The organism is Rossellomorea aquimaris TF-12, assembly GCF_001648555.1.
In the GTDB taxonomy this organism is placed as follows: domain Bacteria; phylum Bacillota; class Bacilli; order Bacillales; family Bacillaceae_B; genus Rossellomorea; species Rossellomorea aquimaris.
Genome location: NZ_LQXM01000029.1, coordinates 422,410 through 437,907 on the forward strand (window position 1 = coordinate 422,410; position 15,498 = coordinate 437,907).

At 35.1% G+C, this 15,498-nt stretch carries 12 protein-coding genes; all 12 read right to left on the bottom strand.

What is annotated here, in order from left to right; all coding sequences use genetic code 11:
• Positions 1-49: 49 nt before the first annotated feature.
• Positions 50-1,261, bottom strand: coding sequence for a cardiolipin synthase (gene cls / locus IQI_RS15700; protein ID WP_156509931.1), 1,212 nt, complete (start codon positions 1,259-1,261; stop codon positions 50-52).
• Between the two features lie 95 nt (positions 1,262-1,356).
• A complete protein-coding gene (locus IQI_RS15705) occupies positions 1,357-1,914 on the bottom strand; it encodes a VanZ family protein (RefSeq protein ID WP_064093568.1) in 558 nt (185 codons plus the stop codon).
• 61 nt (positions 1,915-1,975) lie between these two features.
• Complete coding sequence (locus IQI_RS15710; protein ID WP_064093569.1) at positions 1,976-2,449, bottom strand: NUDIX domain-containing protein; 474 nt, start codon at positions 2,447-2,449, stop codon at positions 1,976-1,978.
• 18 nt (positions 2,450-2,467) lie between these two features.
• Complete coding sequence (gene selB / locus IQI_RS15715) at positions 2,468-4,357, bottom strand: selenocysteine-specific translation elongation factor (protein ID WP_064093570.1); 1,890 nt, start codon at positions 4,355-4,357, stop codon at positions 2,468-2,470.
• Between the two features lie 474 nt (positions 4,358-4,831).
• Positions 4,832-5,428: an SCO family protein gene (locus IQI_RS15720; RefSeq protein WP_064093571.1), complete on the bottom strand. Its 597-nt coding sequence runs from the start codon at positions 5,426-5,428 to the stop codon at positions 4,832-4,834.
• 110 nt (positions 5,429-5,538) lie between these two features.
• A complete protein-coding gene (gene coaW / locus IQI_RS15725) occupies positions 5,539-6,339 on the bottom strand; it encodes a type II pantothenate kinase (RefSeq protein ID WP_064093572.1) in 801 nt (266 codons plus the stop codon).
• A complete protein-coding gene (locus IQI_RS15730; RefSeq protein WP_064093573.1) occupies positions 6,336-6,632 on the bottom strand; it encodes a hypothetical protein in 297 nt (98 codons plus the stop codon). Before IQI_RS15730 ends, coaW begins: the two co-directional genes overlap by 4 nt.
• 121 nt (positions 6,633-6,753) lie before the next feature.
• On the bottom strand, positions 6,754-7,905 hold the full coding sequence (locus IQI_RS15735) for a Ger(x)C family spore germination protein (protein WP_064093574.1): 1,152 nt from the start codon (positions 7,903-7,905) through the stop codon (positions 6,754-6,756).
• Entirely contained in the window at positions 7,886-9,361 is a 1,476-nt protein-coding gene (locus tag IQI_RS15740; protein WP_064093575.1) for a spore germination protein, read from the bottom strand. Before IQI_RS15740 ends, IQI_RS15735 begins: the two co-directional genes overlap by 20 nt.
• A gap of 202 nt (positions 9,362-9,563) precedes the next feature.
• On the bottom strand, positions 9,564-10,643 hold the full coding sequence (locus tag IQI_RS15745) for an endospore germination permease (RefSeq protein ID WP_064093576.1): 1,080 nt from the start codon (positions 10,641-10,643) through the stop codon (positions 9,564-9,566).
• A 396-nt stretch (positions 10,644-11,039) separates the two neighbouring features.
• Positions 11,040-14,174 carry an AAA family ATPase gene (locus tag IQI_RS15750; RefSeq protein WP_064093577.1) on the bottom strand — a complete coding sequence of 1,045 codons (3,135 nt, stop codon included), beginning with the start codon at positions 14,172-14,174 and terminating at the stop codon, positions 11,040-11,042.
• The gene (locus tag IQI_RS15755; RefSeq protein ID WP_064093578.1) at positions 14,171-15,316 is read right to left on the bottom strand and encodes an exonuclease SbcCD subunit D; all 1,146 of its coding nucleotides are present in this window, start codon (positions 15,314-15,316) and stop codon (positions 14,171-14,173) included. Before IQI_RS15755 ends, IQI_RS15750 begins: the two co-directional genes overlap by 4 nt.
• Positions 15,317-15,498: the final 182 nt, after the last annotated feature.

Here is a 15,498-nt window from a genome sequence, read left to right on the forward strand (position 1 = left end):
ATGAGAATACTTTACCATATTTTCCTTTACAACAAAAATATTTATTGAATCAGAAATAATAATATACCCATTGAGGAGTTTTTCTTAACCATTTCTCCCATGAAGGTAATTTTTTAAATTCTTTCAGGGTAAGTTTTTTACTCTCTTCAATATCTCCTTCTAACAGCTTTTCTAATTCCTTAACGACTTCTCTATCTTCTATAATACAGTTACTCTCATCGTTTAAGTAAAAACTTCGAGGGTCCCAATTGGCTGTTCCAACATCTGCCCACTTATGATCAATGATGATTACTTTTCCATGGAAAAATCCTTTTTGATACAGGTACATATTCACTCCTGATTTTAACAATTTTTTTTCTATACGGTAACTAGGAGGCTTTGTAAACCATGCATCAGTATCGTCTGGAACAATAATATTAATCTCTACCCCTCTTTTAACAGCTTTTTTAAGCGCATCTACAAGAGAAGTATTGGGTATAAAATAGGGAGTCGTTATGGTTATACTCGATTTTGCACCATTTATCCACTCAACAGTCTTATCTACAATCCCATCACCTGTTGAGAAGATATAATAATAGGAACTTTGATTTTCTTTAATTGAATGATACGACTTGGATATGGGGTTTAATCTCTCGCCACCATCTTCATCCCAATCCTTTTTAAATTGATTTGCTAGCTCTCTTCCATCCTCACCCTCTATTCGGAGGTGATAATCCCGCCAGTAACCGAGTTTAGGATCTTTACCCAAGTATTCATCCCCCATATTGAATCCCCCAATATAGGATATAGATCCATCGATTGAAATGAGCCTTCGATGATTTCGATGATGGAGAGAATAGAAAACATTTTTCAGAGAAATAGGTCTGCTTTTTACAATGTGAACACCCGATTTCTTCATGTCATTCATTGATTCTGAGGAAATATCCGATCCTAAAAAATCCACAGATAACCGGACATCAAGTCCGTCCCTCGCTCTTTGTTTCAGTAAGTTAAAGAATTGGTTTGAAATATTGTCGTCTCGAGTAATAAAGAAATGTATCCAAATAGATTTTTCAGCTGATTGTATATCATTAAATAGTGAATGGTAAAAGTCTTCCCCTTCATTTAGAACATTGATCTTTCCTTGCAGCATACCTGTTTCAACCATGGGGTGAGACTTTTTGTAGGTCTCTGCTCCATGTTTCACATCCCAATTCATTATGAGGAAGATAACAATAAGAAGAGACAAAAGGAACAGAAACCCTTTCAATATTTTCTTCAACAAAAATTCCACCCCTTTTTACCGTTAGCATTTCTTTGAAAGATAAGACTATACATTACCAATTGAAAAAGAGTACTAACACAATGTTAGTACTCTTATTTCTTACGTCTATTAAGTTGAAAAATTTTATACATATATCGACTAATTACAAATAGTATTCCACCGATGAATGCACCCAATGTATTCATAATCCAATCATCAATATCTGTTGCTCTCCCCAATGGAAGATAAAACTGAGCTAATTCAATGAGAAATGAGAAGAGAGCCCCAAGAAATGTTACCTTCAGTACAATTCCCTTCTGATTTCGTATCCACCATCCGGTAAAATAAGCAAATGGCACAAAAAGTAAAATATTTGCTATTAGATTTCGAATAGGAACATCTAAATGCTTTCGATAAATTAAATTTAGTTTTAAATTAGAGAAGGGATCAAAATTGGTTGTACTTTCTGAATATCCTCCGCCCATGAAAGGAGACAGGGTGATTAAACAAATCCCACCAAGCGTAATTGCAGTAAATAAGACAGGAAGTAGATTCATCCATCTTCCCTTCGCCTTTTTCCTTTTCCAAATGGAGACAGCGAAGATCATTGTAAAGGTTACAACAGCAATAATTGGAATGACCCAACCAAATGCACTCCATAGTTCTTCCATGATTACGATCCTACTTTCTATCACTTAGAAAATGTGCCTTGTTCATTTGAGTAGTTCTCGACTAACAAAAAGAAATAATGTTTACCTGTGCAGATTTAGGGTCTTCTCCATCCCAGGAAGTATGGATTTCAAAGGTTCCGTCTTCAAAAAAAAGTGGAAGCTTCCTTTTGAAAAATGGCTGCATCGGTAAATCAAGTACATCCTTTTTCTTTACCCAAACTAATTCACCTTCGGGAGGACTCTCGATGAGCTGCCCAGAGGTTTCATAGGCTAAATAATTGTAAACGATATAACGATATGCCTTGTCTGGTACAACATATTCGTCCAATCCTTTATACCTCATTTTTTCAACTTGTAAACCAGTTTCTTCTCTTACTTCACGAATTGCTCCCTCTGCAGGACTTTCTGGAAAGTCAATTTTTCCACCTGGAGATATAAATCCAGGATATTTCTTAAATTCCGGCCGATTTAATAATAAAAGCTTATCATTTCTTTCAATCATCACAAGAGTATACATTTCGGTTTGAACAATCATACTTGTTCCTCCCCTTGTTCATTTCTTTTCTATCCATTTTCTTATTTGATTGTTTCTAACAGTCAAACCTTCTTTATCTAATTTTTCCAAGAATGGAATGATGTATTTTCGGGATAAACCAAGAATTTCTTTTGCCTCACCGACTTCAAATTCTTTTCCCGTTTTTCCTTTTAACTGTTGAATTGCTAAATGATAAACATGAAATGCATAGGCTTTCTTTTCATCTAGAGGTACAATCTTTCTTTCCTGTACAAAAAACAAATAGAAATCAGTCTGCAATTTCTTTGGAATACCCACTTGTTCAAAATACTCATCCATATCCTTAACATTTCTTCCATCCTCTTCTAAAAGTAAAAGAAGTTGTGAACACCTTTTTTCCCATTGAGTAGGCAGGTGGGGGGTAAAAGCCCTTACTTTAACGTAACCCGATTCTTGCTTCCAAAGTCCTTCTTCCTGGATATTTAAATCAATGACGAAATATAGTATATCCTTTGGGTACTGTTGTAATGATTGATGTATTTCTCCTCGATTTATCCCTTTTAACAGTGGATGTTTTTTATGGTATTCCGTTAGGAGTTGATGAATTGCTCTTAAGGTCTCTTCAATAATCTTATCATGAGTTATGGCTGATGAAGGTAATACAACCCAACCATCATTGTTTAGCAATTCCTTGAGTTCTTCATTAGTTGTAGAAATTTCTTTAATGATTGAGGACTCGCTTAAAGACTTGTACTGTTCTAGAGCCCTCATCAACCTCTCTTCGGTCTTTCCTTTTTCCATAGATCGTAATTTAGAAATGGTTGCTTCTCCAAAGCGGTACTTTTTCCCTTTTGGATTAATAATCCACCCTCCACCTATGGTTTCAGTAGGCGTGGGACGCCTTACAATAAAACGATCGCCTCTTTTTACAACGATGGATTCTTCAAGCCTGATTTGACATAGAATAGACTGCTGCACTAACGTGACTTCGTTTCGATCAAAGAACACTATTTTTCCCATTACTTCAGATGTTCCTATATGTACTTTTACCTGCATACGTTGCTTAATTGGGGTATTTAAATTATCAAGTGGACTAAAAGATACATCAATAGTATCCGTTACGGTAAAGTAATGAGATGAAACCAATACATTCCCTCGCTTGAGTTCTTGATAATCGACCCCTGATAAGTTAATGGCTGTTCTTTGACCGGCGTTTGCACATTCCGCCTTCTTATGATGAACCTGTATTTGTCTCGCTCTTGTTTGAAGACCTTGTGGTAAAACCGTTAGCTCCGAACCTGTCTGTATTTTACCTTCATAAACTGTTCCTCTTACAACCGTTCCTTGTCCCTTTACCGTAAAGACTTGATCAATGGGTAATCGAAAATCTCCCGTAGCATTTCTTGAAGACTGTTGTTTTAGTAATAAAATTATTTGTTCCTTTAGTTTTGTAATGCCTTCTCCAGATATACTATCCACTGATAGGACGGGTGCATGGTCAAAGACCGTTCCCCTTAATTCCTCTTCCACTTCTTCCAGGGCTAGCTCTCTTAGCTCTTCCTCCACCTTAGTGATTTTTGAAAGGACTACAATTCCATTTTCAACCCCTAACAGAGACAAGATGTCAAGATGTTCACGAGTTTGTGGCATAACCCCTTCATCTGCAGCTACAACCAAAACAACAAGGTCAATACCAGCAACTCCCGCAATCATTTGCCGAATGAAACGTTCATGACCTGGAACATCGACGACTGAAATTTCCAGTTCTTCATCATGGTAAAGGGGGGCAAATCCCAACTCAATTGAAATATTACGCTCTTTTTCTTCTTTAAAACGATCTGTATCGACATTGGTCAATGCTTTTGTGAGAGTGGTTTTTCCATGATCTATATGTCCAGCCATCCCAATTGTAAAGTACTGTTTATTCACCCTCTCACCCTCTTTCTATCTCTTTTTTCTAAAACGAAAATACAATACCCCTGCCATAATCGCAAAACATGCGGCAAACAAGATTCCTTTTACCATTTCTCTTTCTGCAAACGACTTAAGCATCCATAACATTATGAAAATTGATATGGTGATGTCAAATATAAGAAGTCCTTTTGATTTTTTAATCTGTATTCACCTTCTCTTTTAAATAATTCTACAATGTCTATCCTTTACGTACTCTTCACTTTATCATATTAGGGAGAAACCTCGTCATATAGAAATCCCCTTGTGCTTTATTTAAATCATTATCCTATATATATCCTTAATTTGGAATAGTTTTTATAACTGAAGCAATTTACTTTCCCTGTCAAACAACCTTATTTCTAAAGAATTTTTTCTCAAGACCTATACGAGAACACTATATAAATCACATCATAAAAAAAGGGCACATTTTCATGCGACCTTTTTTATACATTATTTATTCGATTCTTTGATTAACGTCTTCATGTCTAAAGCAATTTCATCGTATGGAACATCACTATTTCCACTATACGTTTTCACCACGACCCCTTCTTCGTTAACCAGATAAAACCTTGTACCATGAATCATTTGATCAGAGTTTGGATCATTGGCTACAATTGATTTAAAGGAATGTTCAGCAAGATCTTTTACTTCATCAAATTTGTACCCCGTTAACAATTCCCACTTACTTGTGTCCGCTTCAAAGTTGGAGATATATTCTTTCAAAGCTTTCGGTGTATCATTTTCAGGGTCTACACTAAAGGAAACAATCTTATAATCCTCTACGCCTTCTTCTTTTAACTTCTTTTGCAGCTTTGTAAGATTAAATGTCATAGGGGGGCAAACTGTTTCACAGTTAGTAAATATGAAATCGGCAATCCATACCTGTCCTTTTAAATCTTTTAAACTCACTTCTTTATTGTTTTGATTTGTATAGGTAAAGTCTTTTACTTCGTAATTTGTTTCTGCTTGAAAGTCACTATTGCTGCAACCTGCAAGGAGAATACCAATAATGCTTACTATGAGCATAAGTGTTTTATATTTTGACACCTTTATCTCCTCCGACTTCATCTTTCTCTTCTACTCTTATGTTAGTAAAAAGAAGACAGGAATACAATGATGACATTGATCTTTCATTGTCTATTTTGTGAATATCCCCTTCATATGGTGTCTCCATTCTTCGTTCCAAGTAGATAGGCGCCCAAACTACCGGTATATGCCCCTTTATCTAAAAAAACAGGGGTATAGGATAACAGATCTTTAAATTGTGAAAGATCCTCCTTTAATGGTGAATGGGCTTCTAAAGTGCTTCCTACAAATACAAGATGTGTCATTTGATGTGCATTAGCCATTTGCGACGAAAGCAAGATAATGGTTTCTGCAATCAAGTTTGAGAGGGCTCGTAATTGATCAGATTTGTCAGAAGGAGTGCTATTTACTTTAGCAAAATTCGCAGCTGTTAGATAGCCTGGAACAGGTGGATCACTATGTTCATAAATATCCTTTACCAGTAAATCAACCTTTTCTCGATCACCTTTAGTCGTTAGGTTTACGAGTTCATGAAAATTGGATTCTTCTGCAATCAGAGAACCTAACCCCATAAATGTCCCGCCTCCAATACCACTACCAAGAAGTCTCTTAAACTCCCCTTTTTCGACTTTAAAGAAAGAGGTACCAGTACCTATATTAATTAGAATGAAACGTTCTATTTCTTGTTTCTCTTCTTGTAATAGAAAGGATGCCCCATGGCAAACCGCTTCGAATTCAGGAAAAACCCGACCTTTCCATTCCCCTGCTTTTCCACCTGTCACGAAAAGTTTTGCATGGGGTGCAAGGAAGTGAAGCCATTGGGCAATCTGACTATGATTTTCACTTAAAAAAGACTTGTAATGAAGTCTGCCTTTTTCTTCATAGACTATTTTGGTTAAAGTACCTCCTGCATCAATTCCGATATTTTTCATTTTTCACGCTCCATCATTTTCTTTTTAGAAAATAAATAATGGAGAATAAACCCATGAATAACCATGATTGTTAAAAATGCTAAAAAATAATAAAAGACACCCATTACTCCATGAGAAAAGTCCTCGGTTAAAACCCACCATACTGAGGCAATGAGGAGGAAAAAAAATTGAAGAGCCACCCCTTCCAGGAATGGTTTTTTATAACTATTAAAATCTAATAACCTTTTCCAACTCCAACCAATTGCCACTACGGCTGAAATTAATAATATTAATATGTATATACTTATTTTCATTTCTCAACCAACCTCTCTGTATCTTTCTCTCTATGTTATTCAATTACAAAGGAAAATAAAAGAGTAAATGGGTAAAAGAACCAATCTCTCTCTATTTTCCATTTCTTACTTCAAATGTTCTTTATTTCTTTCCGTAGCGATAAGCATTGAAATGAGTAATTTTTGCTGTCACCTCCACTCTTTCTAATGAATCCTGTTTTAAATAAAAGTAAGGAGCTTCTTCGATATCTTTATACCTATTCGGGTGGTACCTATACCATTTCTTACCTACATTTAGTAAATCTACACCCTTATCTAGTCCAGTACTATATACCCTATTTATTTCTTTTTTCAACGCTACTTCTAACTCTTTCTTAGCCTCTTCATAAGGAACATCTTTAATTTTCTCTATTAATTCAGCTTGAACATGAACCTCAATAGAGAAATTAGGGAACTCTGTCTCCGATTTTTTATATGTTATTTTAGGTTTCTTCGAAGTTATACTATAAGTTGAAATCAATTTGCCATCATGATATAAGGGATAATTCAATTGAGTATTTTTATTAAAGAGCCAATCCACCATAATCGACTCTTTTGATGAAAGATCTCCTTTGAATTCAGAGTGTTGAAATACACTATAACCGTCAAGGTAAAGAGAAGGATAAGGTACATCTGATTGCCAATAGTTATTGTTGATTTTAATAATTGGAATAAGTGCACTTCCCATTGGTTCATAATACTCTCTTAAAAATTCCATTAAACTAACAGCTCCAATTTCGTCTTTGAGAGATTCAGTTGTTTTTTCTGTTAGAAGTACTGTATAAACAGGAGGATAATTAAATAATCCTTTCACTTTAAAAATTTCTTCAATATTCTCATCCGTTGTAAATACTTGAAGAGTTGGTCTTAATGAACGATTTCTACCGATATCCTCCAAAACTTCTTTATATTTATATTTCAACACGTTTTTAGAGACAACGAGGGATTTTGTATGTCCAAAAAACAAAGATGGTCTCGATGCTTTATAGAGCTTTTTAACAGCTAAATTTAATGTTTCCCCCTTAGCAGAACCAATAAACGTAGGAATTGGTTCTGATGGTTTATTCCCTTCTTGCTTTGCAACGTTCGCAAAATTCAGCCCTTGAAGATAGGCTGTGTATTCCTCATTTTCTTCATTATAATCTATCCCAATTGTCACAATATAAGTTAGATCTTGAATATTTTTTGAGCCTGTACATCCAGTGAGAAAAAGGAATAATATAAATATGAGCAGATTACTTACTTTGTCTTTCATGTTTAGATAATCCTTTCCTTGTGCTGTCATCTGGGCTAGTTGATTCGGTTCGTTCATTATAAAATTGAATCGGAATTCTTAAAAACGAGCGTATTGCTTCTTTCAAACTTAATGGGGCCACACTTCCAAGAAAAGGATTACCAAATGAGGATTTTGTAGCTAAATAAATGACCGTCAATATAAAACTCATTACAACACCGTACAATCCAAAAAATGTACTAACGAGCAACACAATGAACCTCAATATGGTTGTTCCGTATTTCAATGTTTGATTCACGAGTGTAAAAGAGGATATATATGTAATAGCACCTATAACAAGCATTGTAGGAGATGTTAATCCCGCACGTATGGCTGCATCCCCTACAATGAGACCCCCAAGTACGGATACCGTTTGCCCTATGGCTCTAGGAAGTCGGACCCCCGCTTCATTAAAGAATTCAAATAAAAAAAGTACGATAAACATTTCTACCGGTGCAGATAAGGGCAATCCAAACCTAGACATAGATATAGTGGCTACGAGTAAATATGGAATTTGTTCAATGTTATAAGCAGAGAAGGCAACCCATAGGCCTGGCAAAAAGGTTGAAATCAAAATGCCAACCATCCGGATGATTCTTTCAAGTGAAACATATATATAATTAATGCTTGCATCCTCTGGTGATTTTGTTTGTAATAGCAAATTGATTGGAGCTACGGAAACCGTTGGGAACCCATCCACAAGGAGGGCAAATCTTCCTTGAGTTAAAGAGTCAATGATAAAATCAGGTCTCCCTGTGTAATCAAAGGTGGTAAAAATCGAATAAGGATTATCATCTAAAAGGGATTCAAGCTGTTGGTTACTTGTTAATACATCTATATCTACTTTATCTAAACGAATATGAAGCTCTTCAAGAACTCGTTTGTCGATGACATCATCTAAATACATTATGGCAATATTTGTACGACTACGAGTTCCTACTTTATATTTCTCTACACAAAGAGAGGGAGTGAATAGTCTTCTTCTAATCAAGGAAATGTTTGTATTCAAATCTTCAACAAAACCATCTTTTGGTCCACGAATCGATGTTTCTAATGATGATTCTTCTGGTTGCCTTTTAGGAAGATTACCTGCATGAATAGAAAGTATTTCATCATCAATAAAAAAAAGTATATATCCATTCAATAAGGATGCAGAAAGTTCTTCACTGGATTTCACTGTGACATTCACTACCTGGAAGGACCCTTCCATTTTTTTTATATATGATGCGACAGGAACTTCTTCTAGCTTTGAAAGAATAAATTCATCTAGATAATGCCGATCGACCAAGCTTTCAAAGTATACTAGTGTCACTTTTTTTCCAATAAAAAAATGATGACTGATGAGTAAATCTTGACTCTTTGAAAATAACCTTTTCAGATCCTCCAAAGAGCTTTCTTTTTCTATTTCTTGCTGCTTTTCTTTAGAAGTCTTCTTCATGGAAAACATCCTTTGCTTTATGGCTCTGTTAAATAATGCTTTTAAAAGCGGTACAAAGAAATCCGTGAGACACCAGCTGAAAACGGACAGAAAAGACCCCATAACGAGATGAAAATGAAAAAGTTTCCCGCTATACTCAAAACAAGGGAACGAACTCCCTCACATTACTTCACAGAAAATATACAATAAACTTTAACAGGACCTACTTTAAAATTCGGAGAATTACTGCGGAAACAATGATTTGAATGCTAAATAGAATGACGGTAGCTGGAAAAAAGATTTTATATAAGAGCATATAGAAGTTATAAGTATCAACATCTATAAGCAAGAGTACCAATAGAACCGTGAATAAAGGAATGATTACTTTTATTGATATTCGATATTGATCTTTTTTTTTCGTAAAAAACGCACTAAGGAGAAACATAAATAAACTAATTCGAATAAGTGCTCCACTTAACCATTGATAAAGAGCAAAAAAGTCTAAATGTGTAATAAACTCCCCGATAGATAATATCCTCCACTGCTCATAGGCCGGATACCTCATGTTGACTGATTCTACTTGACCAAACTCCATAACCGATGCTGTTAGTGGTCCAAACATTAAGCCCATTAAAATAAGTCCAAGAATGATTAGATGATGAAATTTAATCTGTCCCTCACTATATGGTTGTAATAACACAATGATATATATTTCAAGTAAACCACTTAAAACATATATCATTCCTTTTAGAACAGGATCAAATCCGTCACTTAGAATCGGTAGTAATAAACTTGGATCCTTCATATTTGTATTTGTAAAGGCTATAAAAAAACCAAAAATCATCACAAGTGGAAGCAAGAACCCACTAGCTATGGCCATGTATTTAATACCTGTCCAAGTGATGATAAAGCAAATAATAAATAAGCTACCTAAAATTAAGGATGGAGGTACTTCTGCTAAGAAATAGGTACTTAACCATATTATTAAGTCCACAAAGGTTATATATGCACTGGACAGTAAAAATAAGCACATAGGTATTGAGAAGAGAAATGCTATCCAGCGGTTCCACTTCTGATTAAGAAGATGAAAGAATCCCTTTTGAGGTGAATTTTTAATTATGTAAAATATTAGCAATGTCATTATAAATAAGACTGGATACGAAATCAAAATACTAATCCAACCATCTCGTCCTGAAGCGTTAAGAATACTAGGAATAAGCATGACATGATTTAATAGTCCAGTTGAAAGAATGAGTACTAAAATGAGTTGTCGTGGTATTAGAATTCGGTGAATACTTTTCATTAGATATCTCCATATGAAAATTGTTTTACCTCTAATTATGTCCTACATTATACAAATCAAACCAATTAGGACAAATTGGTTTGATTTGTATAATGTAGAATCTTTTCGCGTAGGTTGTTGTTTTACATATCTCTGTTAACCAATATGCCCTAGATGGTTATGGGAACCACATTGCCTACTCCACCTGGAGTTTTCAAAAAATTCGTAACTGTGCTTAAAATAATTAAACAATTAAATGCATCAGCAGAATTCGACGGCTGATTTACTTGAAAATAATTGAGACTTACATTTGTAGCAGGAATTAAAAAATTTCACTGTCTCTATTGCACTTGACCTATTAAAAAAAGACCAAGGAGTGAACTCCTTGATCTTTTCCTTCAAATTGTTTTCTTTCCTTTATGCTAAAAACTGAAATTCTGTTCTACTACCATTTTGTGATGAAATAACCTCTAAACGAGCATCGATTCTTTCTTTTAGTTCGGGAACATGCGAAATTAATCCTACTAGTCTTCCACTATTCTGAATATCCATAAGGGCTTCAATTGCATGATCAAGGGATTCAGGATCCAGTGTTCCAAACCCTTCGTCGATAAACATGGTCTCTAAGGATACACCGCCTGCATATTGCTGGACAACATCAGCTAACCCCAGAGCTAAAGCTAATGAAGCTTTAAAGCTTTCTCCCCCTGATAAAGTTTTGACATGTCGTTCTTGACCAGTATATTGATCAAAAACAAGCAGTTCTAGTCCACTTTGAACATTCCCTTTACTCCGATCTGCTTTTCGAATCAATTGATAACGACCAGAAGTCATTTTGATTAATCGCTCGTTTGCGATATGGAGAATATCTTCAAGAAATGAAGCTAACACATATCTTTCAAACGTAATTCTGTTTGCATTTTGTCCCCTTGCCACTTCAGCTAAGTGACCTACCATTTGATAGTTTTCTTCTAACTCTTTTATCCCCTGATTAATATCTGTTACCTTTTTATAAATTAGTTTGTTTTCCTTTGTATTAACAACATTACTATTTAGACGATCGTTTGCAATTTGAAGTTCTTCAGTTATCGTTTTAATTCTTTCTTCTATTGTTGATAATTGTGGGTGTTCTTTATTTTCTAAAACCTTTTGAATATCTAGTAAGCGATCTGAAACAGAACGTAGATCCTCACCGTATTTCTTTACTTTGTCTTGGAGGATAGTTATCTCTGATTCTGTTTTTTTAGCTCGTTGAAAGGCTTTATAATCAGGAAACCCTTGTTCAGTGAGAAGGGATAAAAAGGCTTCTCTTTCCTCTTTCATTTCCTTCGTCACTTGTTCCATTAGATGTTTTTTATCTTTCACTTGAGATTCTTTTACACTATAAAGATTTTCAAGTTCATAATACTGTGTTTGTGCTCGTTCAAAAGCAGCTTTTAGATCTTCATGAGTTTGTTTTGTTTCTCTTAATTCTTTTGTAAAATGATCCTTTGATCTAAGCTCTTTTGGTATGGCTTCTTTCACTTTATCTAATGTGGTATTTTTCGTTAAAAATTGGGTATGGAGTTCTTGAAGCTTCTGACTATTTGTTTCACGTAATCGTTCTAATTCTTCAAGCTTTTCACGTCCTTTTTTCACTTCCTCCTTCATTACATTTATTTCTTCCATCGCTTTTCTCATTTCAGCAATCTCAGAATGCAAAGATTGAATGGATTGTTTGAAGTTTTGAATAGTTTCATCTATATTTTCTACCATAAAGTCTTGATGAATGTCTTTAATTTTAATAACTGTATCTTCAATCTGCGCTTCAATTCCCTGAATCTTCGTTTCCTCTTGAGCCAGGGAAACATTCACCTGTTTTTCTTCATGATCTAGTTTTTGTTGTTCTTCTTTTGCCGCATTCAGATCTTCCTCAGAAGGCACCGAAGCCACCTGGTCAGCTGGATGAGGATGATGTTTTGATCCGCATACAGGACATGGTTGTTCATTATGAAGTCCTGTTGCTAATATGGCTGCTTGTGCAGAATGCCACTTACCTTCAAGGTACGTTACTGTTTCAGCTGCGTCTTCAGATTTCTTTTCCAGAACTGCCTGCTGTTTTTGTAGAGATTCGTATGTTTTTTGATAATCCTCACGTTTCACATTCATTTCTTGAATATGTTTCATTTGATCAAGTATTATTTTTTTCTCTTGGACATCTTTTTCTAACTGGAAAAACTCTGTTTGACTTCTTTCTTCCTTTTCAATTCGCTTATCACGCTCTTTAATTCCTTCTTGTAGAAAGGTGATTTGTTCTGTTTGCTTGTTGGTTATCTCTTGTTGTTTTACATACTTTTCTTTGATTTCCTTTGTATCCTTCATTAAGGAATCTAAGGAGTCTATTTCTTTTTCCATAGCTTCAAGCTGATTGATTTTTTTGGATACATTGTTTCGAATCGATTCTTTATTTTTTTCTTCATCAAGTAGCTCTTTAGCTTTATTCCATTTTTCATTTAAACTCATTTTATCTTTCATAAGTCTATCTAAGTCAACCTTTAAGCCATTCAACTTATTATTTAGCTTATGACAGTATTCATCTTGCTGAACTAACAAGGAAGCTCTTTGAGCTAATTGTATTTCTTGACTGATTGTATCCATTTCAGGCTTGATCATTTCTAACCTCTGTTTTTCGACGGTTAGTTTTTCTTTGAGCTGAAATTGTTCCACTAAGTTTTTAGCTTGGACCAGCTGCTGTTGAAGATCATCCCTATTATGTTGAATGCTTTGATAGTGTCTTTCCATTTCTTTACCAGCAATCTCCATTTTCTCAATATGAGAAGGAAGAATGTGAAGAATTTGTTTGTCATTAAGTGGATTTTCTAGTAATAATGATTTCAGTTCCTCATTATCTTCAAAATGAATTCTAAGCAATTCTCTTGTGCGTTCTTCAACAGATAATTCCACATTCTGCTTCAAGTTATCCGCTTCTGTCTTTAATTTTTCTTGAATCACTTTGTACAACTCTGTATGAAAGAGACGTTGTAAAATAACTTCTTTATCTTTACTCTCAGAGATTAAGAGTTTACGGAATTCACCTTGGGGAATCATGAGAATTTGCCTAAATTGGTTGGCATCTAATTGAATCAAACTTTTAACCTTCTCATCTACATCTCTAACATTGGCAGCAAGTATCTGTTCTTCTCCATTTTCGTTTATTATATAAAGTTCTGATCTGGCATTGATGGTAGTAAAACCTTCTCCTCTTGATTTTTTCTTATCTTGTTGAGGAGAGCGCCAAATCCGATACGTTTTACCACGCAAGCTGAAGGTAAGTTCAACTTCAGTAACGTCATCCTCATTAGCGAATTGACTTCTTAATTCACTTGGACTTCGATCTTCCCCACTGGCTTTTCCATAAATTCCGTATGATATTCCATCAAAGATGGTCGTCTTCCCAGATCCGGTTTTTCCTGATATAACAAACATCGTCCTGTTCCCTAAAGAACGAAAATCTATTTCTTCTCTTTCTGCGTATGGGCCAAAAGCTTGCATCACTAATTTAAGGGGCTTCATACCTCTTCAACCTCCTTCCTTGCTTCTTCAATTACATTTTGAAGAACTGCTTCTTTGTCCCTGGTAAATTCTCCTGTTGTCATATCAGAATAAAACTCTTTAAATAAATCTAATTCTGATCTTTTTTTGTCCTCAATTATGCGAAACATATTTTTCTTTTTTGCATCTGTCTTATCAATTTGCCGTTCTAGATGTAGTACATTCGGATAGACTTGGCGTAATTTATTAATGGGATCTATAAGTGTCCCTTCATCATGTAACGTGATTTTAAGATAGTCATCTACTTTCTGAGTTTGGTAGAAACCTGGATCGAGTAATTCTTCCATATATCCTTGAAGTTCTCTCATATCCTGTTTTGGTTGAAGTACTTCCTCTCGTAAAGTGAATGACCCGTCCTTTTCCATGTCAATGATGGTGACTGATTTTCTTTGATTCGATTCAGAGAAAGAGTATTTTAACAGTGAGCCTGAATAGCGTATCGTCTCATGTTTAATAGCATCAGGGCTATGAAGATGCCCTAGAGCTGTGTAATGAAACGGGTCGAATAGATCTGCACCTACGCAGCCTGATCCCCCAACAGATAAAGTTCTCTCAGAATCGGTTGTCTTTCCTCCCAAAACAAAGGCATGTCCAACAAATACATGTGGCTCATTTGGTATCATATGTGATTTCATTTGATCCACAATCCCTTTCATAGCATCATGGTGAGAGTGGATAGAATCATCTTGTAAAATTTGTCTTACATTCCCAGGCTCAGCATAAGGAGCACAGTGAAAATGAACCCCCTTGATGGTTACCGGGGTAAAATCAGATGTTAATTTTCCTTTTAAATAAAACTGACTATGTTTGTACCAAGAGGAACCAAAGGATAAACGTTCTGCACTATCATGATTTCCAGAAACAGCAACTATTGGGATGTTTAACTCTACATTAATTCGGAATAATATTTCATCTAATAGCTCCACAGCTTCTGTCGGTGGAACAGAACGGTCATACAAATCACCTGCAATCACAACTGCATCAGGCTTCTCTTTTTCTACAAGGTCAACGAATTGCTCTAATATGTATCTTTGTTCTTCCGTCATATAAATACCATGAACTAATTTACCTAAATGCCAATCAGCTGTATGAATAAATTTCATGTTAAATACTCCTCTCCGATCCATCTTATTCTTCAAATTATATCAAACTATGAAGTTTTTCGTGAAAGGAATTGTTCCCATGGAAATTCTCTGTTTTTATATATTCTCATTCTTTAATTGACTCATTAGGCATATTACAAACAAAACTTTCGTTCAACAAAGTGCATTCAATAAGAGGAGGC

Excerpts from the sequence above, each read along its gene's own strand:
- IQI_RS15705 (WP_064093568.1), bottom strand. The coding sequence starts at position 1,914 with ATGGAAGAACTATGGAGTGCATTTGGTTGGGTCATTCCAATTATTGCT.
- IQI_RS15710 (WP_064093569.1), bottom strand. The coding sequence starts at position 2,449 with ATGATTGTTCAAACCGAAATGTATACTCTTGTGATGATTGAAAGAAAT.
- coaW (WP_064093572.1), bottom strand. The coding sequence starts at position 6,339 with ATGAAAAATATCGGAATTGATGCAGGAGGTACTTTAACCAAAATAGTC.
- IQI_RS15730 (WP_064093573.1), bottom strand. The coding sequence starts at position 6,632 with ATGAAAATAAGTATATACATATTAATATTATTAATTTCAGCCGTAGTG.
- IQI_RS15735 (WP_064093574.1), bottom strand. The coding sequence starts at position 7,905 with ATGAAAGACAAAGTAAGTAATCTGCTCATATTTATATTATTCCTTTTT.
- IQI_RS15740 (WP_064093575.1), bottom strand. The coding sequence starts at position 9,361 with ATGAAGAAGACTTCTAAAGAAAAGCAGCAAGAAATAGAAAAAGAAAGC.
- IQI_RS15745 (WP_064093576.1), bottom strand. The coding sequence starts at position 10,643 with ATGAAAAGTATTCACCGAATTCTAATACCACGACAACTCATTTTAGTA.
- IQI_RS15750 (WP_064093577.1), bottom strand. The coding sequence starts at position 14,174 with ATGAAGCCCCTTAAATTAGTGATGCAAGCTTTTGGCCCATACGCAGAA.
- IQI_RS15755 (WP_064093578.1), bottom strand. The coding sequence starts at position 15,316 with ATGAAATTTATTCATACAGCTGATTGGCATTTAGGTAAATTAGTTCAT.